This window comes from Halopseudomonas litoralis (assembly GCF_900105005.1).
GTDB classification, from domain to species: domain Bacteria; phylum Pseudomonadota; class Gammaproteobacteria; order Pseudomonadales; family Pseudomonadaceae; genus Halopseudomonas; species Halopseudomonas litoralis.
This window is the reverse complement of sequence record NZ_LT629748.1, coordinates 204444-230500: the sequence shown is the minus strand read 5'-3', so window position 1 is coordinate 230500 and position 26057 is coordinate 204444. Positions and strand designations below refer to the sequence as shown.

The window sequence follows — 26057 nt, the reverse complement described above, 5'->3', positions numbered from 1 at the left end:
AATCCTGCAGGATCGCTCAAACCTTTATGAATAAAGCCTTCCAGACCAGTTATATCAGTCCATGAACAATCCGGTCATAAGCATGCGAACACTGCTCAAATGCGCCTGAAACAGAATCAGGCAATCTTGCCGCAGTAATGCGCTATCTCCTCTGGCAGCTCCGGTCTTACTGTTCGCCTCCACATGGCGCCCTGCGCCGATGACTTCGACCAGTGATCCCCCGAGGGGAAGCGAGACCACACATGCACGCATTCAACTTCAATCAGGCAAGATCAGCGCTGCTCGGCGCATTGCTTCTGCCTGTGCTGGCCGGCTGCGATGCCCGGGGCCAGAACCAGGATAACCCTACACCACCGCCTCCCGAGGTCGAAGTAGCTGAGGTCAAGGCCGAGCCGGTCACACTGTGGGGTGCTTTCAGTGGACGGGTCGAAGCACCGCAGACTGTGGAGCTGCGCCCGAGGGTCAGCGGTTATATCGACCAGGTCAACTTCGAAGAGGGCAAGCTGGTCAATGCAGGCGATGTATTGTTTGTAATTGACCCACGCCCCTACAAGGCTCGTGTACAACTGGCCGAGGCAGAGCTGACACGTATGCGCAGCCAGCTGGCGCTGGCAAGCAGCGAGGCGGCTCGCGCCGAACAGTTATGGGAACGCCGGGCGATATCCCGCGAGGAGTTCGAGCAACGCAATGCTGCCAGGACCATGGCACAGGCCGCAGTCAACGCCGCCGCTGCAGCGCTGCAAAGTACCAAGCTGGATCTGGAATACACCCAGGTCACAGCGCCGGTCAGTGGGCGTATCGGCCGGGCCGAGGCGACCCTCGGCAATCTCGCCACCGCCGACGCTACCCTGCTGGCCACATTAGTCTCGGTCGATCCGCTATATGTCTATTTCGAGAGTGATCAGCAGACCGTACAGGACAATCCCCACGGCGAGGCAGTGCCGGTGCGTATCGGGTTATCCGGCCGGCAGGACTTTCCCTACCAGGGGCAGCTGGACTTTGTCGACAACCAATACAACGCGCGTACCGGCACCCTGCAATACCGCGCACAGGTAGCCAATCCTGATGGCAGGTTGCGTCCGGGCCAGTTTGCCCGGGTAGAGATGCCGGTGGCCGCCGCCAGTGCAGCGCTGCTGGTTGATCGAAAAGCCGTACTGACCGATCAGGATCGTCGTTATCTGTACGTACTGGCAGATAACAACCGGGTCGAGCGGCGCATTGTCGAAACCGGCCGCCGGGTCGATGGCATGCTGGTGATCACCGAGGGCCTTGCCGCAGGCGAACGGGTGGTGGTCAACGGCCTGCAGAAGATCGGCTTCCCCGGCATTGAAGTGGCACCGCAGCTGGTGGATATGCGTCGTACCCCAGCACCAATGGTGGTAGCGACAGCGCCGTGAAGCACTAGCGCTCCTTCAAGCTTTTTTCTTTTTCTGACTGATACGGGCGCGTCTGCGGACGCGTTCCGGGAGGCTGTTGCCGTGAATTTCTCGCGCTTCTTCGTAGACAGACCGATCTTCGCATCGGTGTTGTCGATCATCATCTTCGTGGTCGGGCTGATCAGCATTCCGCTGCTGCCAGTCAGCGAATACCCCGAGGTGGTGCCACCCAGCGTGCTGGTCAGCGCCAGCTACCCCGGCGCCAACCCGCGGACCATCTCCGAGACCGTGGCCACCCCGCTGGAAGAAGCCATCAATGGTGTCGAGAACATGATCTACATGAAATCGGTGGCCGGCAGCGACGGCAGCCTGGCACTGACCGTGACCTTTGCCTTGGGCACCGATCCGGACCAGGCCCAGGTACAGGTGCAGAACCGGGTATCCCAGGCGTTGCCACGACTGCCTGAGGACGTGCGCCAGCTCGGTGTGACCACCCAGAAACAATCGCCCAACCTGATGATGGCGGTACATCTGACCTCACCGGACAACAGCCTGGACGCCACCTACATACGCAACTATGGGGTATTGCACATCCGTGACGAGCTGGCGCGCATACCCGGCGTGGGTCAGGCCCAACTTTTCGGCTCGGGCGATTACGCGATGCGCCTGTGGGTCGATCCACAGCGCGCCGCAGCATTGGGGGTGACTGCCGGCGATATCACCGCCGCCGTGCGTGAGCAGAATATCCAGGTGTCGGCCGGTCAGATCGGCGCGCCGCCCATGCCCAATGGCTCCGAGCTGCTGATCTCGATCAACGCCCAGGGCCGGCTGGAAACGGTTGAAGAGTTCGAGGACATCGTGCTGAAAACTGGTGGGCAGGGCGAAGTAACCCTGCTCAAGGATGTAGCCCGGGTCGAACTGGCTGCCTCTCAGGACTCACTGCGGGCGCTGCTCAACAACCGCCAGGCCGTTGCTATCCCCATTTTTCAGGCGCCCGGTTCCAACTCCCTGGACGTATCGGCCGCCGTACGGGCCAAGATGGCCGAGCTGGAAAGTGACTTCCCCGAGGGCTTGAGCTGGGAGGTGGCGTACGATCCGACCGTGTTCGTCAGCACATCCATCAAAGCCGTGATCATGACCCTGCTGGAAGCCGTTGGGCTGGTAGTGCTGGTGGTGATCCTGTTCCTGCAGACCTGGCGCGCCTCGCTGATTCCCCTGCTCGCAGTACCGGTATCCATTGTCGGCACCTTTGCGGTCCTGCTGTTGATGGGCTTTTCCATCAACACCCTGACCCTGTTCGCCATGGTCCTGGCGATTGGCATCGTGGTGGATGACGCCATCGTGGTGGTGGAAAACGTCGAACGTAATATCGAAGAAGGCCTGGCGCCGCTGGCCGCTGCACACCAGGCGATGCGCGAAGTCAGCGGGCCGATTGTGGCGATCAGTCTGGTGCTCTGCGCGGTCTTCGTGCCGATGGCCTTTCTCGACGGCATCACCGGCCAGTTCTACCGCCAGTTTGCCATGACCATTGCTATCGCCACGGTGATCTCAGCGATCAACTCCCTTACCCTGTCGCCCGCTCTGGCAGCAGCCCTGCTGAAACCGCACGGTGCGCCGCCAGATCTGCCGGCGCGGGTCATCGACCGCCTGTTTGGCTGGATTTTCCGCCCCTTCAACCGCTTCTTTCTGCGCAACGCCCAGCGCTATGAGTCCCTGGTCGGTCGCAGCCTGAGCCGTCGCGGCTGGGTGTTCGGGATATACCTATTATTGCTGGCGGGCACCGCCATGATGTTCACCCAGGTGCCCGGCGGTTTTATTCCCACCCAGGACAAGACCTACCTGATCGGCAGTATTCGCCTGCCGGAAGGCGCCTCGCTGGATCGTACCGAAGCCGTTGCGCGGCGGGTCAGTGAGCTGGCGATGGATACCGATGGCGTCGCCGACGCGCTGGCCTTCGTCGGCTTCAATGCGTTGCAGGGCACTAACACACCGAATGTCGGCACGGTGTTCATGGTATTCGACGACTTTGCCGACCGCGACCGCACCGCCCAGGAGATATCCGATGAGATCAACGCCAAGCTGGCCGACATCAACGAAGGCTTCGCCATTACCTTCATGCCGCCGCCGGTGTTCGGATTGGGCGCGGGCTCGGGTTATTCACTCTACGTACAGGACCGGCGCGGCGCTGGTTATGGCGAGCTGCAAACAGCCACCAATGAGCTGGCCCTGGCGCTGAGTGAAACACCGGGCATGTTCTACCCGTTCAGCTCCTACCAGGCCAACGTGCCGCAGCTGGATGCGGACGTGGATCGCATCCAGGCCAAGGCCCAAGGCGTGCGGCTGGATGACCTGTTCGGCAGCCTGCAGCTGTACTTTGGCTCGCAGTACATCAACGACTTCAACCTGTTTGGCCGCACCTACCGGGTCATGGCCCAGGCGGATGCACCGTTCCGCGACAACCCCAACGACATCGACCATCTGTATACCCGCAACGCCAACAACCAGATGGTGCCGCTCAATACCATGGTCACGCTGCGCGAGAGCTTCGGGCCGGACCCGGTGATCCGTTACAACGGCTACCCGGCGGCAGATCTGATCGGCCAATCCGACCCTGCCCTGCTGTCTTCGGCTCAGACCCTGGCCGCGGTTATGGGCGTGGCGGATGAGGTATTGCCAGCCGGCATGACACTGGAATGGACCGACCTGAGCTTCCAACAGGTAACCCAGGGCAATGCCGCCATGGTGGTCTTCCCGGTCGCCCTGCTGCTGGTGTTCCTGGTGCTCGCCGCGCTGTATGAAAGCTGGGTAATGCCGCTGGCGGTGATCCTGATCGTCCCCATGTGCCTGCTCGCTGCACTGTTTGGGGTGTGGCTGATGGGCGGCGACAACAATATTTTCGTGCAGGTCGGCCTGGTAGTGCTGATGGGCCTGGCGTGCAAGAACGCCATCCTGATCGTCGAATTCGCCCGTGAGCTCGAACTGCAGGGCCGCGACACCATCAGCGCCGCGCTGGAAGCCAGCCGCCTGCGGCTGCGCCCGATCATCATGACCTCAGTCGCCTTTATCGCCGGCGTAGTGCCGCTGGTACTGGCCACTGGGGCGGGTGCCGAAGTGCGTAACGCCATGGGCATCACCGTATTCACCGGCATGATCGGCGTGACCCTGTTCGGCCTGCTGCTGACACCGGTGTTTTATGTCGCCTTGCGGACGTTGGCCAAGCGTTTTGAGAACCAGACAGCAAAGCCAGACGGCGATTTAAAAGCAGAACTGGGAGGAGCGTCTCATGAGTAAGCTGGCAGGTATCATTTCGATGGCAGCGCTGCTCAGTGCCTGCGCTGTGGGCCCGGATTATCAACCACCGAAGCCGATCCAACTGGAGCAGTTTGCTCATGACCAAGCGCCCGACGAGGCAGCCGGATCGTCGCTGGAAAGCAACGAGCAGCGGTTCTGGCAAGGCTTTGCCGACCCCCTGCTGGCCAATCTGATCAAGCAAACCATGGCCGACAACCAAAACCTGCAAGCGGCACTGGCCCGCTATCAGGAAGCTGAAGCGCTGCTGCGTGGCTCACGCCGCGATCAGTTGCCCAGCGTCACCGCCGGTGCCGGCGTTGCCGGCCAACGGCTGGCGGAAGTCGAGCGCACCCGGCCCGACAAGGAGCGAGTGGAGTCATACCAGGCCGGTGTGGCGCTCAGCTGGGAGCTGGACCTGTTCGGCCGACTGCGCCGCGCCACCGAGGCCAGCGCAGCAGAACTGCAGGCCGCCGGCGCGGACCGGCAGACACTGCAGGTCGCGCTGGCCGGCCAGATGGCCAGCAGTTACTTCCAGCTGCGCGGTTTGCAACAGCAACTGCGGGTCGCCGAGGAAAACGCCAGTCTGCAGCAGGCGTCGCTGGATATCGTCGGTGCACGACTGGAAGCCGGCCGCGGCACCCTGTTCGATCAGGTGCGGGCCCGCGCCCAACTGGATGCAACCCGGGCAGAGATCCCCCAACTCAAAGCCGAGATAGGCGCCGCCATGCACCGCATCGGCGTACTCACCGGCCAGACACCCACCGCATTGGTTCCGCAACTTGAAGTACCTGCGGATCTACCGAACAGTCGTCCATCCATTGCCGCGGGCAGCCCCGGTGACGTATTGCGCCGGCGCCCCGATATCCAGGCCGCCGAACGGCGCCTGGCAGCAGCCAGCGCCCGCATCGGCATCGCCACTGCCGACCTGTTCCCGCGCTTCACCCTCGGTGCCCTGCTCGGCTCGCTCGCCGGTACCGGCTCGGACCTCTTTACTGCTGGCGCCCAAACCGGGCGCGTAGCTCTGGGCATCGACTGGTCCTTCCTCGACCGCACCATGGTGCAGGCACGAATCGATGCAGCCGACGCCCGATACGCCGAATTGCTCGCGGACTATCGGCAAACGGTCCTGCTGGCACTGGAAGAAACAGAAACCTGGCTACTGCGCTACCAGCAATCGCACAAACGCACGGCCTTGCTGCAAAGCGCCACCGACGCCGCCACCCAGGCCGTAGAGCAGGCACGTGACCGTTACGATCAAGGGTTTATCGGCTATTTTGAATTGCTGGCGGCGGAACAGGAACTGACCGCCATGCGGGACAGGCTGGTGCGGAGCCAGACAGCGATGGGGTTGGCGATGGTGAATGTGTATCGGGCGCTGGCGGGGGCGCCAAGCGTATGAGTAAGCATCTAAAAGTGCGGATTGCTCGCTACTCAGGCGCAAAACTGAACTCACCACCGGTAAGCGCCGCGCCCAGCAGATCGACAGCCGCAGCCAGCTTTTCATCGATGATATGAAGATACTCCGTCCAGTCATCGACGTGATGCAGTTCCGCCTTGCCATCCGAAATGCCGCGCAATGCGATAAGCGGCACATCAAAACGCATGCAGGCGCGCAGGCAAGCGTAGCTCTCCATGTCCACCATCTGGGCAGAGATGGCGTCATAAGCTGAACCCGACACAATGTTGGCACCGGTGGAAAGCGTCGCTTCCGGCAGGCCAGGAATCCGCAGTGGCAACGGCACAGTCGCCGACAGCGCGAGAAAGGGCGTGACTCCCTTGTCAAAGCCCAGAGCGCTGGCGTCCATGTCGCGGTAGGCAACCGACGTCGCCTGATAGACCTCGGTCTGTTCCAGCACCCGGCTTCCGGCCGAGCCCAACGACACCACCAGATCGGGCAGATGTCCCTGCTGGGCCAGAGCAGCCAGCGCCGCTGTGAGCTGTACCGCCGCCTCAACCGGGCCTATACCGGTCATCAGCGGAGTAAAGCGTTGCTGGAGGTGTGGGCCGTACTCGGCCTTATCTGCCATCACAAAGAGAATGTTACGGCCTGCCAGGGTGGTCAGGACGGGGGTACAAGAGCTCATCATCAGTATCGCTTGCATTGCCGATGGGTATTGCACTGCAGTGTACCCTTTTCAGGCAACGGCCTGATGGTTGACTCTGCCACGCAAACGGAAACGCCCCTGCAACACCGCACCGGCTACCCCCGAGCAGCCGGAACGCGAGGCCGACGTGGAGGCGCTGAACACCCAGTTACGCTGGCTGGTGGAGCGGGTTACCGCCGACCGCTGGTATCGGCCGCGGATACTGCCGCAGCTGCATGTGTTGATATGAAATAACGAGCGAGGGGTATAACGACGATACCAATGCTTTTTCTCCTCGGATTAGCGCAGCGGCAAATCCTGAGCTTTAATGATTGAGCACAGCGAGCCCGCATATGCTGCGGCTCATTATTCCAGGAGAGCAATATGGCAGGTAAATTTGAGGTCTATCAGGACAAGGCTGGGGAATACCGCTTCCGACTCAATGCGTCCAATGGGCAGAGCATCCTTGCCAGTGAAGGGTACAAGACCAAAGCCAGCTGCATGAACGGAGTCGAATCGGTCAAAAGCAATGCTCCGGATGACAGTCGCTACGAGCGCAAGCAGTCCAACTCCGGCAAATTCATGTTCAATCTGAAAGCGGCAAACCATCAGGTCATTGGTACCAGCCAGCTTTATGAAGCCGTTGCCTCCCGCGACAATGGCATCGAGTCCGTCAAGAAGCACGCACCCGAGGCCACAGTAGTAGAGGTTTGATGACTTTCCCCCTCTCCCAGGTCAGGAGAAGGGGGACATTCTGAACTGACCCTACTTACACGGGCCGATCAAATGTGTCGTAGTTAACCTCTGCATCACTGTATATCTCCACCCACAATCCATGTCCTCGGGACTCGGCATAAGCACAGAGGTCCGTCATCAACTGAATCCAGTCCGCCAGATCAGTCTTATCCATCTCAGCCGCGCGATCAATTGAAAAACGCCAGAGCGCAGGTTCTGTTAACTGATCCACCTCATCAAGCAATAGGTCATAGGCTGCATCCCAGTTCTCACCGAAATAATCCGGAAAACGGAAAGACTCGCTGAGCGCTCGCAGCAGGGTCGACTTGTTCAATCTGTTATCTGCATCCAGCGCGATGGCCGGTTGATCAAGCTGGCCCCTGGGCTGCCAGGTGATTGCCGCTGGCTGACTGGCTGCTGCGCTCATCTCAATGCCCCTTGATGCGGGTGAAGGACCGGTAATGATCCTCCGTGTAATAGAACTCCACAGGCGGATTACCGCCTGTCACCACTCGTCGTGGGCCACGGTGTGATAATCCCGGCGTGTCCACCGTGTATTCCCGGTAGTACCCCCTCGGCTTGATCGGCAACAGCCGCTCCCGGTTTTCAAAGGTGATGCCATCACGCTGGTAGGGAAATGGCCCCTTCCGACTGATCCGCTCCAACGTCTTGTACAGCTGCTGGTCCTGCGCCGACAGCTGCGAGTGGCTGGCAGAGCCAGACTGAGTAAAGCCGGCGCCATCGATAAAGGCATCGAGATGCCCGCCCTGCTGAAGCTGGAACAGGCCAAAAGCGAAGGCCAGAACAATCAGAATTTTCTTCACGGTATGTACTTAAGTCCTTTTTAGCAGGGCAATGGATGGGGAAACTCTACCCTCAATAACTGCTGACCACTACAACCGTTCACGAACCACATCCGTCACCCTGGCCTCGACTGTACGCTGTATCCGGTCTTCGATCTCGCTACACAGCGAGTCCAGCTCTTGTGACGAGTTGCCAACCACAACGAAAGTCCATTCACTTGCATCCAGTCGTTCGCGATCACCACTTTCACAAACGGCCACCGCAGGGTTACGCCCATAGCGCTCGTGAATCCCACCTATTCGCTGGCGCTTCTCTTTCAGCGAGCGACAGCCTGGGAGTGAAAATGTCAGGGTTAACACAACGATTTGCATGACGCAGTCTCCACAGCCAGTTGACGGTACCCCTCCTGGGAAAAGGCCCCACAGGAGCCCAAGGTTTGCCAGCCATGGAAACCCAAGCCCTATGGTAAAGTAGCCAAAATCCAACCCGGACAGTTCAAATGCTTATATACCTGCTGATCGCCTGCGACCGCCTCGAAGAAAAACGAGAGAAAAAACTGAGGCAGAACCTGCCGGAACTGCAAGCGGCTTTGCAGGCGTATGTTGATGCCAATGCAGCCAACAATGTCACGCTGATCAACGAGTGCGAGAGCGACGATTGCGAAGACTGGCAGCTGGGAATAAGTCAGCCCGTGACGAAGAACATTCACCTTAATTTCCCCGTGGACCTGTTCAACAGGCTGGCCGAGCAATATGACATTGATTGCGAGGTGGGTTATATCGAAGACGATGTCCGCGAACCGGTCAGTTATTTCGGCAAGTATGAAGGCAAGGGTGAAGCGTTTTTGATAGCAGAGTATTTGGGGCTATAGCGGCGGCCCCTGATACGGGCCCTAGAATCAGCACAACGCTAGATGATTCTGCACACACCGCTGCCCGTATATGTACCCGTATATGTACCTGACCCCTTTATTCGCAGCTCTGTAGTGTAGGCGAAGCCGCTGCGGAGAAGCTGTCGCTGTGGGCTTGGCCTTGTTTGGGCCTTTGCTGTACAATCGTACGGAGTTTCCGTACACAAGAGAGCGATCATGGATACAGTCAGCGTAAACAAATTCAGGGACAACCTGAAAGCCCTTGTAGAGCAAGCAGTTAGCCGGCATGAGCCTCTCAAGGTGACTCGACGAGCAGGTGAGGCCTTTGTGGTTATAAGCGCCGAAGACTGGGAGCGCGAGCAGGAAACCCTTCACGTCTTTCAAAGCAAGAGTCTAATGCAGCAGATAGCCGACTCCCTTGAAACCCATGCCCAGGGACAAGGATACAAACCGACTGACGAGCAGATGAATGAGATCACTGGTATTTGAGGGTAATACCTGGGAAGCGTATGAGGCCATGCGCGAAAAGGACAAGCGGCTACACAAGGCCCTATGTAAACTACTCAAAGACATACTCCGGTCTGAGGATCCGTCATCGGGGCTGGGTAAGCCCGAGCCACTCAAGCACAATCTTGCTGGCCTATGGTCAAAACGGATTTCGCAGAAAGATCGGCTTATATATCGATTTGACGAGAAGTCCATTTACATATTCGCCATCGGCGGGCACTACGACCAGCCCTAACGTTTGACATGAGCGGTGGCCGGCCGGTGCATCCGGTCGGACATCCGCTCAATGGAATGGTTAGACGTTTGTGGCGAAGTGATACACATGCGTATATGTACCTGACCCCTTTATTACGTGACCAATGATGCCGTCGGTATTGAAGCCAAGCCCGTCCCGGTAGAACACCAGCGCGCGATCGAGGTCATCCACGCCCAGGGTGATTACACTGATTCGAGGTTTCATGGCGCGCCTCCCCGGTGGGCCTTGAGACAAAGAATGTAGATTGATATCGAGATCAGACCGAGCGAATACGCAGTCGCATACCCGCCGGACCATAAACATCAGTCAGTCGATAAATCCCTTTTTCTTCATCTCCTTTTCCGACAGGTATTCCTTGAACACCAGGGTAATGCCCAGAGCGACAACGAACAGTGCAGTAATCGTTATGATCAGCTTGAAAAACAACGCCGGATCAAGCGGTGCAAACCATAACTGCACGAGAGATAGCGCCACCCCTAATACGAACAGGCCGGTGCAAATGATCGACCCGTACTTCATTTGTCCCTACCGAGGATGACCACATAGGCTTCGCGCTTCCAGAACAGCAGCATCCGGCGGATGTCCTTCTCCATGGTCTGGACTCGCCAGCCCTCGGAGCTGTTCTTGTTCAAGAAGTCAGAAAACTTGAGCGGGTTGACCTTCGACCCACCCAACAACAGCGACCCAAGCATACCTTCCTGATAAATAACCACTTTGTATTCCATTACCAACTCCCTTTGATTGAACAACTTACTAACAGCACCTTCCACTCGTGCCGTCGCCATACAATATGCCAAAGCCCGCAGCAGGACAATTAGCTGCAGCCAAAGTCATGCCGGGGACTCGTGGCCAAGCTGTCAGCTGCCACACTGCGCTTGCAGCAACTTGAGCGTCTGCTCATCCAACTGCCCGCCAAAGAAAACCTCTAGCGCACGGCGAAAAAGCGGCTCCGACGGATCAGCGAGCGAGAACAGCGTCAGGCAGGACCGGAACTTCATTGCATCCAGCTCGCCCAACACCGAGTTCGCGCCCTTGGCCTCATGCACCAATACCGCCTCTGTCGCTTCACGAAGCCGCTCCCCCAGCACCGGGTGCGCAAGGTAGGCGCGGGCCTCCGCCAGCCCGGTCAGGCCATAACGCTCAGCAGTAGAACTGCGCCCCAGCCCCCGTAGCTGGGGGAACACATACCAGATCCAGTGTGTGCGCTTGTGGCCAGCGCGCAGCTCCGCCAGGGCCGTGGCGTATGAGGATTGCTGGGCGTCGGTGAATCGGCTCAGGTCAAAATCGTTGGTCATGGGTCCTCCGGTGGATGTTGTTCTCAGACTAGGGTTTCCGGACGATAAGGTCGAACCGATGCCAATGGTGCGGTACAAGCCCACCATCACCCTCGGATTCGCGTAGAAGTTCGATCGTCCAACCGCTGCACAAATCTTCGACTTCGCGTCTCGTGTGAAAGCTCATCTTGGAATGCGTGGACCATTCATGCCTATCGCCGAAGAGATGGCCAACGAATACGCCGCCGGGCTCCAGCGATGATTGGATCAATGCCCACAGCTGGGCAAAGTCCAGCGGCGCGCAGAAAGGCAGGCTAAGCCCTGCGTGAACGAGAGCGGAAGATGGCAAGCTTCGCAGCTCTTCAAATCGAGCCTCAAGCGTCGTCAGCCGAGAACCGAGGTGGGCAGTCTTCAGCGCTTCCAAGCGGGCGATAGCCCCAGGCTCCTTATCAACAGCCAGAACATCCCATCCTGTGTTCAACAGCATGGCTGTCTCCAGGCCGGCGCCGCAGCCGAGGTCGACGGCATGGGCATTGCCGCGCGGCCGACAGTCGGGGCCCAGAGCGCGACGGAGCAATGGCGAGGCCGCACGATCTTGATTGGCAGCATAGAAGGCTTCCCAGCCCTGGTTATTTTTGTCTGGCATGGAAGGCATATTGCACTGCTTGCTCTGCATGTATTTGCGTCGTGTCATAGAGCCGAACGTCAGTATCAGCGTCCTGAATCAACAATCCAATCTCCGTACAGCCAAGGATTACCCCTTGGGCGCCACGCTCGGCCAGAGAAGCGATTACCCCCAGATAATCAGCTTTTGATTCAGGCTTGACCACACCTAGGCACAACTCCTTATAAATCACCAAATGAATCCGCTCCCGCTGAAGCTCATCTGGAACGACGACCTGGATGCCATTAGCCTGTGGTGTCAGCCGTTTCTAACTAGGCTCCCACCACAAAAGTTGCAATGCTATTCTGCCAACAGCTTCGGCATGAATAGACGTCACTCGCGTAATCCGTTTTCGGATTGGCTGCTTATGTCCTGGATCAGAAACTCCATCTCGGCAATCTCCCGGCGCTGCGTCTCGATGATATCATCAGCGAGTTTCCTAGCACGCGGGTCGGTGATATTGGCCCGCTCGCTTGTCAGGATTGCTATTGAATGGTGCGGAATCATAGCTTTCATCCAGGCGACATCATCAACAGTTCCTTGACTGCGAACGAGCCACAAGCCAAGGCCCATCAGGGCAACGCTGCCTATTACAATAGCGAAGTTGGCCTTCCGGTTTTTGTACATGTGGCGCATGAAGAAGAGCATTACTAGCGCCATGCAGCCTGCCATGATGAATGTCATGAACATGCGAGTTTGACTAAACCAAACGTGGCTAAATTGATAAGTATTTAGGTACATCAAACAGAACATCAGTGTGGAAGAACACACTATCATCAGGATGAAATTTCTGTATGAATGCATCGATCTCTCCCATGACGTCAGTTTTACGAACAACAGTAGACATTGTTATGCGCATTTGCACTAAATTCTGCGCCTGCAACCCACCCCTTGGCCTTGACTCGCGCCCGGCCAGTCTTGAAACATAGCCTGAGTCACAGCAGACCGGGCACCATTCGCCGGCTCGCCCATGCGTAAAATGTTCTTTTATGCTCAGAGCGCGATCGTCCCTTCGATTACATCCCCACGCATCCGCAAATGGTATTGCGTTGGACGTGGCCCAAGCGTGAATCGTGTCATGGTGGCCTGCAGTTCTTACGGAAACTGACCGCATAAGTCAGCTACTCTACCCATTGATCTCTACGATCAGACAGTCCAGCCACGCGGATCAAGCAGGCGCCAAGGGTTTGCCCCGCATCTTGTGCGGTAACAACGGTAGCGAAGCACCAGACCACTTAACGTTTCAGGAGAATAAAGTGTCAGATACCAATATCGAACTGACTTCGACCATTAGCGAAAACAACAAACTGGAGCTTGCCCTGCGCGAGATCGAGATCCCGCAGCCAGGCGAAAACCAAGTGGTCATCCGCGTCGAAGCCGCGCCCATCAACCCGTCTGACCTGGGAGTGATGTTCAGCGTAGCCGACATGACAACTGCCCGGCAATCCGGTAGCGCCGACCGCCCCGTCATAAGTGCCGATGTCCCGGCGAAGTTCATGGGTGCCGTTAAAAAGCGGGTGGGCAAATCCATTCCCGTGGGCAACGAAGGCGCCGGTACCGTCGTCGCGGCTGGCTCATCAGCTGCTGCGCAAAGCCTGATGGGCAAAACCGTTGCCTTCATTGGCGGTGGTAGCTACCGCAAATATCTGTGTGCCAATGTTCAAAGCTGTCTGGAACTGGAGCCGGGTACCACGGCAGTCGAAGCCGCCTCCAGCTTTGTTAATCCGCTTACTGCACTGGCTATGGTAGAAACCATGCGCGCCGAAGGTCACAAGGCCATCGTCCACGCGGCCGCCGCCTCCAACCTCGGACAAATGCTCAACCGCATCTGCATCGCCGACGGCATCGACCTGGTCAATATCGTCCGCAAGCCGGAACAGGAAGCATTGTTGCGCGACCTGGGTGCCAAATACGTGGTCAACTCCAGCAGCGACAGCTTTATGGCAGACCTGACCCAGGCACTTATCGACACCGGCGCGACCATCGCTTTCGACCCTATCGGTGGCGGACGCTTGACCAGCAACATCCTCACCTGCATGGTAAGCGTCCGGCAATCACAGGTTGATAGCCGGCTTCCAGTTGTGCGGCAGTAATTCATTGATAGCGCTGTTCTTCTGCGTCGGCAGTCGGGTCAGCACATCCTTCAGATAGGCATAGGGATCATACCCATTCAGTTTGGCGGACTGGATCAGGGTCATGATGGCCGCGGCACGCTGACCACTGCGTAGCGATCCGGCGAACAGCCAGTTGGAGCGGCCCAGTGCCCAAGGCCGGATCTGGTTTTCAACCCAGTTGTTATCGATCGGTACAGCCCCGTCATCCAGGTAACGTGTCAGTGCTGCCCAGCGCTTCAGGCTGTAATCCAGAGCTCTGGCTGTCCCTGTCCCGTCCGGCACCTTTTCCCGCTGGGCCAGCATCCATTTATGCAGCGCCTCGGCAATAGGTTTGGCTTGTGTGGCCCTCATGACCTGGCGCTGTTCCGGTGCCAGGTCTTTGGCTTCCCGCTCGACCTGGTATAACAGTTTGATGTACTCCAGTGCCTGCTCGGCCAGCACACTCTGATTAGCGACGTGCAGGTCGTAGAACTTGCGCCGGGCATGGGCCATGCAGCCGATCTCGATGATGCCATTGCCGAACCCGGCCTTATAACCAGCGTAATCGTCACACACCAGCTTGCCTTGCCAGTCACCCAGGAAGGTGCGGGCATGCTCACCCGCCCGGCTTGGGGCGAAGTCGTAAACGGCCGCTTTCAGATCAGCGAACGGGGTGGTGCTGTAGGCCCAGACGTAGGCTTTGTGGGTTTTCTTCTTGCCGGGAGCCAACATGCTGACCGGCGTTTCATCAGCGTGCAGAACGCCGTGTTCCAGCAGGGCCATTCTCAGGGCATCGGCCAGCGGTTGCAGCTGGACGCCGCAAGCGCCTACCCATTCGGCCAGGGTGGAGCGAGGAATGGTGAGACCAGCGCGGCCAAAGATGCGTTCCTGGCGATACAGCGGTAGATGATCAGCGTATTTGGCTACCAGTACCTGGGCCAGCAGACCGGAGGTCGGAATGCCCTTGTCGATGACCTGTGCCGGAACCGGCGCCTGGGTCAGGGTGCTGCATTGGTTGCAGGCCCACTTGCCGCGGACATGGCGTTCAACGGTAAACACACCCGGCACATAATCCAGCTTTTCGCTGACGTCTTCGCCGATACGCTTGAGCTGACATCCACAGCGGCACTGCGTGGACTCAGGCTCGTGATGGATCAGTGTCCGGGGCAGTTCTGGCGGCAGCGGCGCACGTTTGGGCTGCTGCTTGGGTTTGGTGTCAGGAGGCAGGGCCTCTGTGAGCTCGGCCAGCTCGGCCTCGATGGCTGCGATGTCGCTATCCACCAGCTCTTCCAGCAGCAGCCCTTGATGCCCATCCAGCTGTTCGCTGCGACGGGCGAACTTGTGGCGTTTAAGTATGGCCAGCTCATGGGTGAGCTTTTCGTTCACGGCCTTGGTGTAATGCAACTCCCGATCTTTGCTCTCCACGCGATCAAGCAGCTCCATCGCGAGGGCGCGGAGCTGGTCGGTAGAGAGTTGATTGAGGTCGGGTCGCTGAGTCATGGCTGGCAGTATGCCAATCCCCAGGCCTCGTCGCGATTCCCTTATTTGGTGATGGCTCTGCTGGCCAGGTTGTGGTTACAGCACCGAGATGACGCCTGCCTCACCAAGGCGCTGCCAGGGCAGCCCCTGGACCAGCGCCATGACTTGCTCATCGGTCAGCCGCAGACGCTCGCCGCGCCAGGCTTCGCCCCAGTGGAACTTGCCCCGGTTCAGTCGGCGGGCACACAGCCAGATACCCAGGCCGTCATGGATCAGCACCTTCATCCGGTTGCCCCGTTTGTTGGCAAATAGGTAGGCGCAGTGAGGTCTGGCCGAGCCAAACACCTGAACCACCCGCGCCAGTGCCGTATCGGCACCGGCGCGCATATCCAGCGGTTCGGTCGCCAGCCAGATCTCATCAATGCGGATCATCCCAGCAGATCCCGCAACAGGACGGCACACTGCTGGGCCTGTTCTGTGGGCCATTCCACCACAACCGCACCACCGGCCCGGTGTATCTCGATACGGATGGTATTGCCAGCATTCGAGACCGGCCGGCCGCCCGGAGACGGTGCGACGGCGGGCAAGTTGATTGGCATGAACCCGGGGGTTGCCAGCGGTGCTCCGCCTTCTCGTGCCTGACTGACCCAGCGTCTGACCAGGTTGGCATTGAGCTCATTGTCCAGGGCAATACGGGCCACGGAGACGTCCGGCTGACGGCACTGAGCAACGATGCTGGCTTTGAATTCGGGAGAAAAACGGCGGCGTGTACGTTTAGGGGTGGTTACGCTTAATGAGTCCATCGATAGTGTCCACTAGAAAATAAGTGGACACTATCCTGATGCCTATAGCAGGACGCTCAAGATGGGATCACCAGACGCTTACCCTGCATGGAAGCCGCCGTCTCGCGCAACATGACTGAATACAGCGTGTACGGATCTGATATCTACAAGCAGGTGTATATCTATGGCGGCCTGGACCGTGGCCCCATCACGCTCAACCGCACCTTTGGTTTTGCCTGGGGCGTAAACGGCTTCCTGCTGTTCAATGCGTTGGGGAAACTGGGTAAGGACACCGCCGCCGCCATGCGCAAGCGCATAGCCGCCGAAATCAAGACCACCTTTGCCAGCCACTACACCCACGAAGTATCCCTGGCCGGTGCGTTACAGCTGGATGCGCTCTCGGTGTACGGCAAACAGGCTACCGGGGAGAAGTTCCTGATCAAACCTCAGAGCTAACGTTTAGCGTGTGGCCTTAAGGCCAGCCCAAGGGCGCTGGAGTGAGGTTGGCTCCAGCGCCTGCATGAAAGGTGATCCTGCTTTTAATCCTGGAGGCTCCTGATAAAGGCCTCTGATTCAGCAATGGACTTTTCCATTTCCCTGATCAACTGAGCGACATCTGTTTCTATCGTCCCCAGCTCACCTTGTAACGAGTCAATGGCTCTCGCATTCAGATTATGCTTCAGAAACAGTACCTGATCCTGGAATGCCTGTAATACGGGCTCCATGCGGCTCTCTGCGCTACGCATCGCCTTGATGAGCCCCTGATATTGCCGCCGAGTCTGACTTAACTTCGCTGCACTCTGGCGCTTGAGGTTGGCATTGCTGTACAGCTCGATTTCTTCCTCCCACTCATCGAACAAGGCCTCGGACACGTCTTCGACCGCATCGATGCGCTTGGTCACTGACTGAGCGGCAGCTTTGCTGTCTTCGTATTCGTCGTTCAACCTGTCGTAGCGTGCTGCCAAGTCCTGGTCTTTAATCTGGATAATGGATCGAAATTGCGCCAGGGCGGATTCGAACTGTTGCTTGGCATCAGTCTGCGCCTCCTGGACCGACTCCACGCGATTGACCATGATGTCGCGCTTGTGAACACCCACTTTCTCCATAGCGCCGTAATACGCCGACTGACAACCCGCCAGCGCCGCTACCAATAAAGCAAATAAAAAACAACGACTTATCGACATATGCCCTTCCCCTCAGCTGGGTTCTTGCGAGCTTGAATGGGACAGATGATAGCCTTTCTGGAGGCTGGAAGGTGGTACCCTTAAGTTGCATCGACAAAACGAACGCCTCCGGTCGACCGGCATCGTTTCACTGCTTCTCGAATAACCGTAACTTGTAAATGCATCGCCAGTGCCCACCGACATGGTGTGCTCGAATTCGTGTTCTTAACACAAAGCTAAGCGGCGACCCGTCAGGGATGTCCGGTGGACGGCCGCTAGGCTGGGAACGAACTTGAGCGCCTTGTTAAGCGCTACACCACTAATCCATATTCCAGGGCCTGTCTTACCACCGGAGCCACAGTTTCCGGCGTGATGCCACGATCTTTGCAATATTTGGTTTGCAGCCAGACAGCTAGAGGCTTTTGACCCTTGCTAGCATTGCAACCGCAGCAGCAAAGGGCAATATTTTCCCGCGTGATGATTCTGGCATCGTTGATAATGTGCTCCCAGCTAGCCACAGATTTTCTCGATACTGCGACGGAGGTAAACTCATTGCCGCAATAGACGCATGCCGTATCGCGTGCCCGAATCTCTTTTTCGAGCCAATCCGGAATATTCCACTTATTTGCCATTGTTCATGCTTACCTTTTACCGCTTAACGTCCAGCTCAGCGGGCAAATGGAGCGCAGCGTAGTTTGCTCCGCTGCAGCTGCTTGTTAGCGGTGGTCCACTTATTCTTCTGGGATATCATCACTCGCGACTTTATCTTCGGGCACTACAGACACCCCAAAATCAACCACTGTGTCAGGAAAAAGAACTCCGAGGCGATTGTTAGCCTTGTTCCTGCCCAAATCGCGTTTCGCCATGAAGATCTCTACTTGCTCTCGGATCTTCGGCTCAAGGCAAGACAATACATACTCAATGAAATCCTCTACAACTGAAATGTCCTGGGACACTTTATGAACGCCGGAGTATTCAATGGATACCCCCACAGACTGCGCCCACATTGAACGATACTCCTTGAAAACAGGTACCTTATCGTTGAAGAAGACTTCATTGAACTTCAACTTTCCCACCACGAAATTGCCGTGAAGTAAATCGTTTCGTTCATTAACAATCGAGTTGTATTTGGCACACTCTGGCGAAGACCAGCTGACTTCCGAGATAAACCCTATGCAGTTGATGTGAAGGGATTGAATCTTCACATCGATATTTGAACGGACAAAGTTGTCGTAAAGGCGTGAGTTGCTTTTTATGTCGGGCCGGCAAAGCACGAAGATAAGCAAATTGATGAACGACTCAGCCAGCACCGGCACAGACAGCGCCGCCACCTTTTGGCAGAAGCCCCCCTGAAATTATCTTGGCAATACACGCGGGAGCTATCGCTTCGCTGCCCTCAAGAATTTTGTAGCTCTTCAACGATTACTCCTTAACCGCTAACGCTTGCAGCAGGGGCGCGACGTCAGGAGCGTCCCTTGCCTGCACTGGTTATAAGTCATTTAACTACTCTCAAATAAGGAGGAAGCCTCTTCCCTCCGGCCCTTTGAGTATCCTCACCCAAGAAGGCTTTCCGAGCCTCATCTACGACCCCCTCCAGTTCTTTCAGGTAGTATTCGCAAAGCTCCTCGATAGACTTCTTCTTCAAATCGTCATCATCTGGAACCGGCAATTCACTGAAGTGCTGCTGAACCTTAGCCATACTCTCGGGAAGTTCAACGTAATACTTTTCATTTGTCCCATCCGGCAATTCGATTTCCCACCCACTGCCACCAGTTTGATCTCCAATGAAAAATCCAATGGCTCCTGGGGGAGGTGTTCCCAACTTTGCCATGTCAGAAGATGAAAAGTTAACCGAGGCGGATGTGCTGACCGGGAGCTTTCCCTGCTTGAGTATTTCGTTTCTCAGCGTGACAAAATACTTCATCAGAACATCAGACTTCATTTTTTCCTGTATTGGTTGATACCAAGCATCAAACCGATCAGAACCAACAGGCGTTTTAAGGTTCTGAATTACGAAAGTCACCGACCGGCCAAAAACGACCAAGTTCCGGATGCCCGAATACCTCCGGTACCGGTTTCCGGAGGTGAGATCCTCGTAGCCAAACCGAGCAGTTTGGAGCGTTTCTTCAGCCTTCTGAATTATCGTCCGAATTTCATTACTCACTCAGAACCTCGATGACTTGTAACGCCTCAAGCAGAGGCGCCGGCTTTATCGGCGTCCTTCTGCCTTGGTTTGTTAGGCCAGTTTAACGTTGAAGAAAGAAGTTGGTGCGCAAATTTTATGTCTTTGAACTGTTCTTCTCCCACCACCAACCCTTTGTTTTTTACCTTTATCTTAGGATGGACCTGATTTCTCGAAGCTTTCAAGAATTCCATCATGGCTTGCCCGCTAAATGTGTATTCCCCAGTATCGTAGTTGGGTATCCAACCAGCAGCAGAGCAAACCTTTATAAGAGTATCCAGAGTCCATGTTAATGGATTCTTCGACTTCAGAAGTCGATTCGTTAACCCTAGAATCTCTAGAGTCTTCCTTACATGAACCTCGTTTTCGAGGCAGGTCAAAATCAACCTGGTCTCAATAGCCGAGCCAAGCATAACTGCCGCAGCCAAGAAAGAACCAGCTTCCTCGCAAGCCCCAGCTTCATTCTCATAGTAAATTGCGATTGATTTTAGCTTTGCCTGTTCGTCTTTTTGGAAAACTGCGACCCTGCCCGCGTCGTGTAATTTATAGAACTCGTCAGGATCATTAAGATACAAATCTTTTAAATCGTCAGCACCAAACTCGCTAAATGCTTCTAGCAGTTTCTGCTCCATGGCCAAATCGTATTCTTTTGAAAGCTCTTTATATTCATCCGGCGCCTCTAATATCGGCCAATACTCGTCATCAGAAAGTCCATGAGATTTTTCAACGACCCGCATCCTCTTTGATATTGGCCCAAGTATGTTTTCGTATTGCCCGTTTGACCACCTTGCTTCGTGAATCTGAACCTCGATTGCATAGCATCTATGAAATGCAAGCTCGTGCTCAGAAATATCACCAGCTGCGTATCTAGCCTGTGCGATCTTTATGTAAATCTTGGCGCGTTCCTCAAGAGAAGGAAGATCGTTAAAATCAATTATTTGAGGAAACTCGGTATTTTTAAGAAAATCCTCTAAAGCAATCGCTTTTTCAGCTCGCTCTTGAAAGTGCTTTATTGCTTCCACTACTTCTGGTGGTAGGTCTCCATTCATTTCATGCTCTCTCAGAACTATAGGCGCCTAACGCCAAAATTAAGCCGCGCCGCGCCTCGGCGTCGGCTTGAATGATTTGTCAGGCGCCGGCTCATCTGCGCTTAAGTAAATGGCGCTGAGAGCTTCGTGAAACTCCCGAATGCACTCCTCCACCTCTGCTCTAGTGCGCGCAAACCCTTCTCTCGATGGAGTTGCACGCTGGAGAATGAGACTTTCGCGGAACTCACCGACCATGCTGTTGAATTTCGCCAAGCGAGTCGCTGCTTCTCGCGCTGAAAGTAGACGAAGCCGCGCCACGGCATGCTCAAGCGACTGCCTTGTTTCGAGGAACTCTCGGTCACGAACGAGTATCTGCTTCCACTGTCGCTCTGAGAAGTCAGGATCCGGAGGATTTCGTCCAGCGTAGACGCCACCCAACTTACTGGCCAGACGTCGCCAGGCTGAGAAGCATTCCTCTGCTTTTTCGGAGACTTGTTCTAAAGAGTCGAGCCGTCTGACATGCGCTATTTTTTGTATCTCCCTTGAATATGCGTCCCGCGTCAGGAGAAAGGCGCCAATACCCGAGATGGCCGCGCCCAGACCTATCTTCACCGCGCTATCAATCACTTCTATCCAGTCCACCGCAGCCTCCTCAAGGCGCCTAACGCCCGCGTAAAGCGCGCGAGGTACGAGCGTCGCATTTGACGCGATTGTTAAATCTTTTAGTCAATGCTTCGCCCCAAGATTCTGGCGACTATGCCAACAATACCTTTTTCTGTGCGTTGAGCATTGGCCCCAAAGAAGTGATTGCGAATAGCAAAAAATACTCCCGCGACCAGGCAGGCATTTCCAATCCAAGCCGTTAAACGGATAAATCGGCTATATCGTGCCTCCAGAATAGGATAGAACTTGCTGCCCTCTTGCGCAGCAAGTTGACCTTCAAGATAGCCGCCTAAACCGACGTAAATTAGCAAGTACGCACAAAGACCAACAAGCAGAGCGCCCCACCAAGGAAGGCGGGAACAAACTCGAACGACATCGGTTACCACTGATCCGAGACTATTTTTGCTGCGATACCTGCTCCCCATGATGATCCTCGGTTGAGATTTAACGCCTCACATCACCGGCAGCAAAAAGCGGTGTGGCTAGAGCGTAGCGGAAGCCGCGCCGCTTTTTGCTGTCCGGGTGCATGTGATTGTTAGGCGATTTACTGATTTGGTATCTGAACGTAGATCATTCCATCATCCCGCTCTTCAATGGTGATCAACAGTTCGTTGCCGTTATCCAAGGTTGCGGTTGCTTTATAGAACCCCGTCGTGACTTCTTTATCAATCGCCACCCCCATGCATTTAGCTGAACCATAAAGTTGCTCTTTGATAATATCTGTAACGATCGGGCAGGCCGCTTCTTCAATAGCTGCTTGAGCGCCTCCAATATCGATCAATATTGATAAAACAAATGCGGCAACCCAAGCACCAAAGTAATGCTTTTTATGTTTCAGCAATGCTGCCCTCTTCCATATGTATACGGGCACGATAAATACCGACCAGTGTTCTGGCGCAGCGTGGCCTGCTGCTTTCAATTTTTTCTCGTCAAGCATACATAGCGCGATGTTTGCTATTATTGAGGGCAGAAACAAAACAGTTCCCGCAATTAAATCAATGATAACGCCAATAATGGGGACTGTTACCAATACCCACATAAACTTATTATCAATATCCTCTCCTGCTAAAGGAGGTGGCGTAGTAGCTTCGTGCACTCCAAAAAACTCGGACAGCAAAGTTTCACTTGCATGAATCCAGTCACCTTCGCCAGGCCAAACTTTAGTTGAAGGAGTGATTTTCCCATCACCAACAGCAGCCTTCATCTCATCTATGGTTAGCGGGCCCACTTGAGCCCCACTTTCAACATAGTGCCATGTTGTCATTTTTAGATTTCCATGCCCTTTTGATTAGTAAGATGCTAGACGTAGGGCTAAACCGTCTAACAGTGATTAGACCGCATGCGGCACTAATACATAACAGTGACTGCGGTATAACTCCGCTTCACCGAAATCACGCCGCCATAAATATATTTAAAAACAATAACTTACAGATCGCACCGCAGCCCACCCCGTATTCGCTTGACTGCGTCTTTTCATGAATCCATTACTACTGGATAGAAACCCACCTCGCCAGCACGCTACCGCCCCACCCTCTACAGGCAGGCAAGCCGGTACGCTCTCAATTCGGGTATGGAAGGTAGGCTGTCCTTGGCCCTTGGGCGGGAACGGCTGCGATCCATGCATTGAGGTCAACATAGCCCAAAGAATGGCGCTTGGCCATAGTCGGAAAGTCATAGAGGGTGAATGCAGACGTCGGGGCGGCGTTCGACCGGCGCTCAATGCACCCTGCACGCCATGCAAACAAGGATGCGACCACCCTCCCTCCTCGCTATAATGGCCGTTTTGCGACTCTGTCTCACGGCGCGCAGAGCATCCTGCCTCTTATAGCCCCACCGATCGGCGGGCCGGGCCGGACTCCTGTAAACTGCCGGAGCACCCTTTACCGTCGCCAGCCATATACCGGACAGCCAAAACACCCATGGATAAAACCTACCAGCCCCACGCTATTGAATCTTCCTGGTACCAGACCTGGGAGCAGAACAATTATTTTGCTCCGCAGGGTTCTGGCGAGTCGTACACCATTGCCCTGCCGCCGCCGAACGTGACCGGTAGCCTGCACATGGGCCATGGCTTCAATAACTCGATCATGGATGCACTGATCCGCTTCCGCCGTATGCAGGGTCGCAATACCCTGTGGCAGCCGGGTACGGACCATGCGGGTATTGCCACGCAGATGGTGGTGGAGCGTCAGCTGGGTGCGCAGGGTGTGAGCCGTCATGATCTGGGCCGGGACAAGTTTCTGGAGAAGGTCTGGGAGTGGAAGGAAGAGTCCGGCGGCAACATTACCCGACAGATTCGTCGTCTGGGTAGTTCGGTGGATTGGAGCCGTGAGCGCTTCACCATGGATGAGGGTATGTCTGCGGCGGTGCAGGAAGCCTTTGTGCGCTTGCATGAGGACGGGCTGATCTACCGTGGCAAGCGTCTGGTGAACTGGGACCCGAAGCTGCATACGGCCATTTCCGATCTGGAGGTGGAGAACCACGACGAAACCGGTTCGCTGTGGCATCTGCGTTATCCGCTGGCTGACGGTGCGACCACTGCTGATGGCAAGAATTACCTGATCGTTGCCACTACCCGCCCGGAGACCGTGCTCGGTGATACCGCTGTGGCGGTGAATCCGGAAGACGAGCGCTACCAGGCGCTGATCGGCAAGTTCGTCGAGCTGCCGCTGGTCGGCCGGCGTATTCCGATTGTGGGTGATGATTACTGCGACCCCGAGTTTGGTACCGGCTGCGTGAAAATCACCCCGGCCCATGACTTCAACGACTATGAAGTCGGCAAGCGCCACAACCTGGCGCTGATCAACGTGTTGGACAAGAACGCGGCGGTTCTGCCCCGTGGCCAGGTGTTCAATATTGATGGCAGCGTCAATGATGAAGTGGACGCTACCCTGCCCGCCGCCTACGCAGGCATGGATCGGTTTGTCGCACGCAAGCAGATTGTTGAAGACTTCGACGCCGCCGGCCTGCTGGAGAAGATCGAGCCGCACAGCCTGAAGACGCCCAAGGGCGACCGCTCTGGCGTAGCCATCGAGCCGTGGTTGACTGATCAGTGGTACGTGTCCACCAAGCCGCTGGCCGAGCCGGCGATTGCGGCGGTAGAAGATGGCCGTATCCAGTTTGTACCCAAGCAGTACGAGAACATGTATTTCTCCTGGATGCGCGACATTCAGGATTGGTGTATTTCCCGCCAGCTGTGGTGGGGCCACCGCATTCCGGCCTGGTACGACGAGGCGGGTAACGTCTATGTCGGCCGCGACGAGGCGGAAGTGCGCGCCAAGCACAATCTGGGCGACATCGCGCTGCGTCAGGATGAAGACGTGCTGGATACCTGGTTCAGCTCGGGCCTGTGGACTTTCTCCACCCTGGGTTGGCCGGAGCAGACCGAGGCGCTGAAGACCTTCCACCCTACCGATGTGCTGGTAACCGGTTTCGACATCATTTTCTTCTGGGTGGCGCGCATGATCATGATGACCATGCACCTGATGAAGCATGAGGACGGCAGCGCGCAGATTCCGTTCAAGACCGTTTATGTGCACGGTCTGGTGCGTGATGGTCAGGGCCAGAAGATGTCCAAGTCCAAGGGCAACGTGCTGGACCCGCTGGATATCATCGACGGTATCGATCTGGAGTCGCTGGTCACCAAGCGCACCAGCGGCATGATGCAGCCCAAGCTGGCCGCCGCGATCGAGAAGCAGACCCGTGCCGAATTCCCGGATGGCATTGCCGCCTACGGTACCGACGCGCTGCGCTTCACCAACCTGTCGCTGGCCTCCACCGGCCGTGATATCAAGTTCGACATGGGCCGGGTCGAGGGTTACCGCAACTTCTGCAACAAGATCTGGAACGCCGCGCGCTACGTGATGATGCAGTGCGAGGACAAGGATGTTGGCGTGAATGGCGAGCCCGTTGAACTGACCCTGGCCGACCGCTGGATCATCTCCCAGCTGCAGCGCACCGAAGCGGAAGTAACCCGCCATCTGGATCAGTTCCGTTTCGATATGGCCGCCACCGCCCTGTACGAGTTCATCTGGAACCAGTACTGCGACTGGTATCTGGAGCTGTCCAAGCCGGTACTGTGGGACGAGAACGCCCCGGCCGAGCGCCAGCGTGGTACCCGCCGCACCCTGGTGCGCGTTCTGGAAACCGCCCTGCGTCTGGCCCATCCGTTCATGCCTTTTATTACCGAAGAGATCTGGCAGCGCATCGCGCCAATGGCCGGCAAGGATGGCGACACCATCATGCTGCAGCCCTGGCCGGTGGCGGCGGATGACAGCATTGATGCCGCCGCCGAAGGTGATATTGAATGGCTCAAGAATCTGATTCTCGGCGTGCGTAATATCCGTGGCGAAATGAACGTCGCTCCGAGCAAGGAACTGGAACTGCTGCTGCGCAAGGTTGGCAGCGAAGACCAGCGCCGCTTGAACGAGAACGACGCTTTCCTGCGCAAGCTGGCCAAGCTGGCTTCCATCACCGTTCTTGCTGCAGGTGAAGAAGCGCCGCTGTCCGCTACCGCGCTGGTGGGTGAACTGGAGGTGCTGGTGCCCATGGCTGGGCTGATTGACAAGAGTGCCGAACTGGCGCGTCTGGACAAGGAGATCAGCCGTCTGCAGGGTGAGGTCAAGCGCATCGGTGGCAAGCTGGGCAATGAAGGTTTCGTTGCCAAGGCACCGCCGGCGGTGATCGACAAGGAACGCGCGAAGCTGGACGAAGCAGAGAAGGCGCTGGGCCAGTTGAGCGAACAGCGGGAGCATATCGCCAATCTGTGACAGACAGGGAATAATGCGTCTGTTTGACCCGTGACA

Annotated in this window: 32 protein-coding genes; 11 read left to right on the top strand and 21 right to left on the bottom strand. The window is 56.5% G+C overall.

Features of this window, described 5'->3' with window-relative positions:
• The first annotated feature begins 242 nt into the window (after positions 1-242).
• From BLU11_RS01150 to BLU11_RS01140, 3 genes are all read left to right on the top strand, one after another.
• On the top strand, positions 243-1397 hold the full coding sequence (locus BLU11_RS01150; RefSeq protein ID WP_090271652.1) for an efflux RND transporter periplasmic adaptor subunit: 1155 nt from the start codon (positions 243-245) through the stop codon (positions 1395-1397).
• Positions 1398-1478: 81 nt separating this feature from the next.
• Complete coding sequence (locus tag BLU11_RS01145) at positions 1479-4667, top strand: efflux RND transporter permease subunit (RefSeq protein WP_090271651.1); 3189 nt, start codon at positions 1479-1481, stop codon at positions 4665-4667.
• A complete protein-coding gene (locus tag BLU11_RS01140; protein WP_090271650.1) occupies positions 4660-6066 on the top strand; it encodes an efflux transporter outer membrane subunit in 1407 nt (468 codons plus the stop codon). The genes BLU11_RS01145 and BLU11_RS01140 overlap by 8 nt, the downstream gene beginning before the upstream one ends.
• A gap of 28 nt (positions 6067-6094) precedes the next feature.
• Here BLU11_RS01140 and BLU11_RS01135 read toward each other — a convergent pair whose 3' ends face one another.
• Complete coding sequence (locus tag BLU11_RS01135) at positions 6095-6754, bottom strand: 5'-methylthioadenosine/S-adenosylhomocysteine nucleosidase (protein ID WP_197674238.1); 660 nt, start codon at positions 6752-6754, stop codon at positions 6095-6097.
• 67 nt (positions 6755-6821) lie between these two features.
• Here BLU11_RS01135 and BLU11_RS19435 point away from each other — a divergent pair, with 67 nt between their 5' ends.
• Both BLU11_RS19435 and BLU11_RS01125 read left to right on the top strand, forming a co-directional pair.
• Positions 6822-7001 carry a hypothetical protein gene (locus BLU11_RS19435; protein WP_090271649.1) on the top strand — a complete coding sequence of 60 codons (180 nt, stop codon included), beginning with the start codon at positions 6822-6824 and terminating at the stop codon, positions 6999-7001.
• Positions 7002-7135: 134 nt separating this feature from the next.
• Complete coding sequence (locus BLU11_RS01125) at positions 7136-7465, top strand: YegP family protein (RefSeq protein ID WP_090271648.1); 330 nt, start codon at positions 7136-7138, stop codon at positions 7463-7465.
• Positions 7466-7520: 55 nt separating this feature from the next.
• Here BLU11_RS01125 and BLU11_RS01120 read toward each other — a convergent pair whose 3' ends face one another.
• The 3 genes from BLU11_RS01120 to BLU11_RS19770 all read right to left on the bottom strand — a co-directional run bounded on the left by BLU11_RS01120 (position 7521) and on the right by BLU11_RS19770 (position 8661).
• Positions 7521-7913: a barstar family protein gene (locus tag BLU11_RS01120; RefSeq protein WP_090271647.1), complete on the bottom strand. Its 393-nt coding sequence runs from the start codon at positions 7911-7913 to the stop codon at positions 7521-7523.
• Between the two features lies 1 nt (position 7914).
• On the bottom strand, positions 7915-8310 hold the full coding sequence (locus tag BLU11_RS01115; protein ID WP_197674237.1) for a ribonuclease domain-containing protein: 396 nt from the start codon (positions 8308-8310) through the stop codon (positions 7915-7917).
• Positions 8311-8379: 69 nt separating this feature from the next.
• Complete coding sequence (locus tag BLU11_RS19770) at positions 8380-8661, bottom strand: DUF503 domain-containing protein (protein ID WP_090271646.1); 282 nt, start codon at positions 8659-8661, stop codon at positions 8380-8382.
• A gap of 128 nt (positions 8662-8789) precedes the next feature.
• Here BLU11_RS19770 and BLU11_RS01105 point away from each other — a divergent pair, with 128 nt between their 5' ends.
• The 3 genes from BLU11_RS01105 to BLU11_RS01095 all read left to right on the top strand — a co-directional run bounded on the left by BLU11_RS01105 (position 8790) and on the right by BLU11_RS01095 (position 9903).
• Positions 8790-9161 (top strand): hypothetical protein, encoded by a 372-nt coding sequence (locus tag BLU11_RS01105; protein ID WP_090271645.1) that lies wholly within the window; start codon positions 8790-8792, stop codon positions 9159-9161.
• Positions 9162-9377: 216 nt separating this feature from the next.
• Entirely contained in the window at positions 9378-9650 is a 273-nt protein-coding gene (locus BLU11_RS01100) for a type II toxin-antitoxin system Phd/YefM family antitoxin (RefSeq protein ID WP_090271644.1), read from the top strand.
• Positions 9631-9903, top strand: coding sequence for a Txe/YoeB family addiction module toxin (locus BLU11_RS01095; protein WP_090271643.1), 273 nt, complete (start codon positions 9631-9633; stop codon positions 9901-9903). Before BLU11_RS01100 ends, BLU11_RS01095 begins: the two co-directional genes overlap by 20 nt.
• A gap of 60 nt (positions 9904-9963) precedes the next feature.
• Here BLU11_RS01095 and BLU11_RS19475 read toward each other — a convergent pair whose 3' ends face one another.
• From BLU11_RS19475 to BLU11_RS01060, 7 genes are all read right to left on the bottom strand, one after another.
• Positions 9964-10128 (bottom strand): VOC family protein, encoded by a 165-nt coding sequence (locus tag BLU11_RS19475; RefSeq protein ID WP_231702244.1) that lies wholly within the window; start codon positions 10126-10128, stop codon positions 9964-9966.
• A 102-nt stretch (positions 10129-10230) separates the two neighbouring features.
• A complete protein-coding gene (locus tag BLU11_RS01085; RefSeq protein WP_197674236.1) occupies positions 10231-10383 on the bottom strand; it encodes a hypothetical protein in 153 nt (50 codons plus the stop codon).
• A 56-nt stretch (positions 10384-10439) separates the two neighbouring features.
• The gene (locus tag BLU11_RS01080; RefSeq protein ID WP_197674235.1) at positions 10440-10649 is read right to left on the bottom strand and encodes a DUF4177 domain-containing protein; all 210 of its coding nucleotides are present in this window, start codon (positions 10647-10649) and stop codon (positions 10440-10442) included.
• 132 nt (positions 10650-10781) lie between these two features.
• Positions 10782-11219 (bottom strand): DUF1810 domain-containing protein, encoded by a 438-nt coding sequence (locus BLU11_RS01075; protein WP_090271641.1) that lies wholly within the window; start codon positions 11217-11219, stop codon positions 10782-10784.
• A gap of 28 nt (positions 11220-11247) precedes the next feature.
• Positions 11248-11874 (bottom strand): class I SAM-dependent methyltransferase, encoded by a 627-nt coding sequence (locus tag BLU11_RS01070; RefSeq protein WP_231702243.1) that lies wholly within the window; start codon positions 11872-11874, stop codon positions 11248-11250.
• Positions 11828-12055, bottom strand: coding sequence for an aspartate/glutamate racemase family protein (locus BLU11_RS01065; RefSeq protein ID WP_231702305.1), 228 nt, complete (start codon positions 12053-12055; stop codon positions 11828-11830). The genes BLU11_RS01070 and BLU11_RS01065 overlap by 47 nt, the downstream gene beginning before the upstream one ends.
• Positions 12056-12195: 140 nt before the next feature.
• Positions 12196-12666: a DUF305 domain-containing protein gene (locus tag BLU11_RS01060; RefSeq protein ID WP_090271638.1), complete on the bottom strand. Its 471-nt coding sequence runs from the start codon at positions 12664-12666 to the stop codon at positions 12196-12198.
• Between the two features lie 452 nt (positions 12667-13118).
• On the opposite strand from BLU11_RS01060, the gene BLU11_RS01055 reads away from it, so the two are divergent.
• Positions 13119-13955, top strand: coding sequence for an alcohol dehydrogenase catalytic domain-containing protein (locus tag BLU11_RS01055; RefSeq protein WP_231702242.1), 837 nt, complete (start codon positions 13119-13121; stop codon positions 13953-13955).
• Here BLU11_RS01055 and tnpC read toward each other — a convergent pair.
• From tnpC to tnpA, 3 genes are all read right to left on the bottom strand, one after another.
• Positions 13917-15455: an IS66 family transposase gene (tnpC, locus tag BLU11_RS01050; protein ID WP_090271637.1), complete on the bottom strand. Its 1539-nt coding sequence runs from the start codon at positions 15453-15455 to the stop codon at positions 13917-13919. The genes BLU11_RS01055 and tnpC overlap by 39 nt on opposite strands.
• Positions 15456-15530: 75 nt before the next feature.
• Positions 15531-15866: an IS66 family insertion sequence element accessory protein TnpB gene (gene tnpB / locus BLU11_RS01045; protein WP_157718495.1), complete on the bottom strand. Its 336-nt coding sequence runs from the start codon at positions 15864-15866 to the stop codon at positions 15531-15533.
• The gene (gene tnpA / locus BLU11_RS01040; protein WP_090271635.1) at positions 15863-16237 is read right to left on the bottom strand and encodes an IS66-like element accessory protein TnpA; all 375 of its coding nucleotides are present in this window, start codon (positions 16235-16237) and stop codon (positions 15863-15865) included. The genes tnpB and tnpA overlap by 4 nt, the downstream gene beginning before the upstream one ends.
• A gap of 87 nt (positions 16238-16324) precedes the next feature.
• On the opposite strand from tnpA, the gene BLU11_RS01035 reads away from it, so the two are divergent.
• Entirely contained in the window at positions 16325-16672 is a 348-nt protein-coding gene (locus tag BLU11_RS01035) for an MDR/zinc-dependent alcohol dehydrogenase-like family protein (protein ID WP_231702241.1), read from the top strand.
• Positions 16673-16755: 83 nt separating this feature from the next.
• Here the strand turns inward: BLU11_RS01035 and BLU11_RS01030 are convergent, their stop codons facing one another.
• The 7 genes from BLU11_RS01030 to BLU11_RS01000 all read right to left on the bottom strand — a co-directional run bounded on the left by BLU11_RS01030 (position 16756) and on the right by BLU11_RS01000 (position 22516).
• The gene (locus tag BLU11_RS01030) at positions 16756-17394 is read right to left on the bottom strand and encodes a DUF2959 domain-containing protein (protein WP_407920240.1); all 639 of its coding nucleotides are present in this window, start codon (positions 17392-17394) and stop codon (positions 16756-16758) included.
• Positions 17395-17690: 296 nt separating this feature from the next.
• A complete protein-coding gene (locus BLU11_RS01025) occupies positions 17691-18011 on the bottom strand; it encodes an HNH endonuclease (RefSeq protein ID WP_090271633.1) in 321 nt (106 codons plus the stop codon).
• Between the two features lie 99 nt (positions 18012-18110).
• Complete coding sequence (locus BLU11_RS01020) at positions 18111-18710, bottom strand: hypothetical protein (RefSeq protein ID WP_090271632.1); 600 nt, start codon at positions 18708-18710, stop codon at positions 18111-18113.
• 164 nt (positions 18711-18874) lie between these two features.
• Entirely contained in the window at positions 18875-19543 is a 669-nt protein-coding gene (locus tag BLU11_RS01015) for a hypothetical protein (RefSeq protein ID WP_090271631.1), read from the bottom strand.
• 26 nt (positions 19544-19569) lie between these two features.
• Complete coding sequence (locus BLU11_RS01010; RefSeq protein WP_157718493.1) at positions 19570-20610, bottom strand: hypothetical protein; 1041 nt, start codon at positions 20608-20610, stop codon at positions 19570-19572.
• 39 nt (positions 20611-20649) lie between these two features.
• Entirely contained in the window at positions 20650-21231 is a 582-nt protein-coding gene (locus BLU11_RS01005; protein ID WP_090271629.1) for a hypothetical protein, read from the bottom strand.
• 565 nt (positions 21232-21796) lie between these two features.
• The gene (locus BLU11_RS01000; protein ID WP_090271628.1) at positions 21797-22516 is read right to left on the bottom strand and encodes a DUF4339 domain-containing protein; all 720 of its coding nucleotides are present in this window, start codon (positions 22514-22516) and stop codon (positions 21797-21799) included.
• 655 nt (positions 22517-23171) lie between these two features.
• Here BLU11_RS01000 and BLU11_RS00995 point away from each other — a divergent pair.
• Positions 23172-26021: a valine--tRNA ligase gene (locus BLU11_RS00995; protein WP_090271627.1), complete on the top strand. Its 2850-nt coding sequence runs from the start codon at positions 23172-23174 to the stop codon at positions 26019-26021.
• Positions 26022-26057 lie beyond the last annotated feature (36 nt).

Bases quoted from the DNA above. Each gene is read 5' to 3' on its own strand.
- BLU11_RS01150 (WP_090271652.1), top strand. From the start codon at position 243: ATGCACGCATTCAACTTCAATCAGGCAAGATCAGCGCTGCTCGGCGCA.
- BLU11_RS01140 (WP_090271650.1), top strand. From the start codon at position 4,660: ATGAGTAAGCTGGCAGGTATCATTTCGATGGCAGCGCTGCTCAGTGCC.
- BLU11_RS01135 (WP_197674238.1), bottom strand. From the start codon at position 6,754: ATGATGAGCTCTTGTACCCCCGTCCTGACCACCCTGGCAGGCCGTAAC.
- BLU11_RS01125 (WP_090271648.1), top strand. From the start codon at position 7,136: ATGGCAGGTAAATTTGAGGTCTATCAGGACAAGGCTGGGGAATACCGC.
- BLU11_RS01120 (WP_090271647.1), bottom strand. From the start codon at position 7,913: ATGAGCGCAGCAGCCAGTCAGCCAGCGGCAATCACCTGGCAGCCCAGG.
- BLU11_RS19770 (WP_090271646.1), bottom strand. From the start codon at position 8,661: ATGCAAATCGTTGTGTTAACCCTGACATTTTCACTCCCAGGCTGTCGC.
- BLU11_RS01105 (WP_090271645.1), top strand. From the start codon at position 8,790: ATGCTTATATACCTGCTGATCGCCTGCGACCGCCTCGAAGAAAAACGA.
- BLU11_RS01100 (WP_090271644.1), top strand. From the start codon at position 9,378: ATGGATACAGTCAGCGTAAACAAATTCAGGGACAACCTGAAAGCCCTT.
- BLU11_RS01095 (WP_090271643.1), top strand. From the start codon at position 9,631: ATGAGATCACTGGTATTTGAGGGTAATACCTGGGAAGCGTATGAGGCC.
- BLU11_RS19475 (WP_231702244.1), bottom strand. From the start codon at position 10,128: ATGAAACCTCGAATCAGTGTAATCACCCTGGGCGTGGATGACCTCGAT.
- BLU11_RS01080 (WP_197674235.1), bottom strand. From the start codon at position 10,649: ATGGAATACAAAGTGGTTATTTATCAGGAAGGTATGCTTGGGTCGCTG.
- BLU11_RS01075 (WP_090271641.1), bottom strand. From the start codon at position 11,219: ATGACCAACGATTTTGACCTGAGCCGATTCACCGACGCCCAGCAATCC.
- BLU11_RS01070 (WP_231702243.1), bottom strand. From the start codon at position 11,874: ATGCAGAGCAAGCAGTGCAATATGCCTTCCATGCCAGACAAAAATAAC.
- BLU11_RS01060 (WP_090271638.1), bottom strand. From the start codon at position 12,666: ATGCATTCATACAGAAATTTCATCCTGATGATAGTGTGTTCTTCCACA.
- tnpC (WP_090271637.1), bottom strand. From the start codon at position 15,455: ATGACTCAGCGACCCGACCTCAATCAACTCTCTACCGACCAGCTCCGC.
- tnpB (WP_157718495.1), bottom strand. From the start codon at position 15,866: ATGATCCGCATTGATGAGATCTGGCTGGCGACCGAACCGCTGGATATG.
- tnpA (WP_090271635.1), bottom strand. From the start codon at position 16,237: ATGGACTCATTAAGCGTAACCACCCCTAAACGTACACGCCGCCGTTTT.
- BLU11_RS01035 (WP_231702241.1), top strand. From the start codon at position 16,325: ATGGAAGCCGCCGTCTCGCGCAACATGACTGAATACAGCGTGTACGGA.
- BLU11_RS01025 (WP_090271633.1), bottom strand. From the start codon at position 18,011: ATGGCAAATAAGTGGAATATTCCGGATTGGCTCGAAAAAGAGATTCGG.
- BLU11_RS01010 (WP_157718493.1), bottom strand. From the start codon at position 20,610: ATGAATGGAGACCTACCACCAGAAGTAGTGGAAGCAATAAAGCACTTT.
- BLU11_RS01000 (WP_090271628.1), bottom strand. From the start codon at position 22,516: ATGACAACATGGCACTATGTTGAAAGTGGGGCTCAAGTGGGCCCGCTA.
- BLU11_RS00995 (WP_090271627.1), top strand. From the start codon at position 23,172: ATGGATAAAACCTACCAGCCCCACGCTATTGAATCTTCCTGGTACCAG.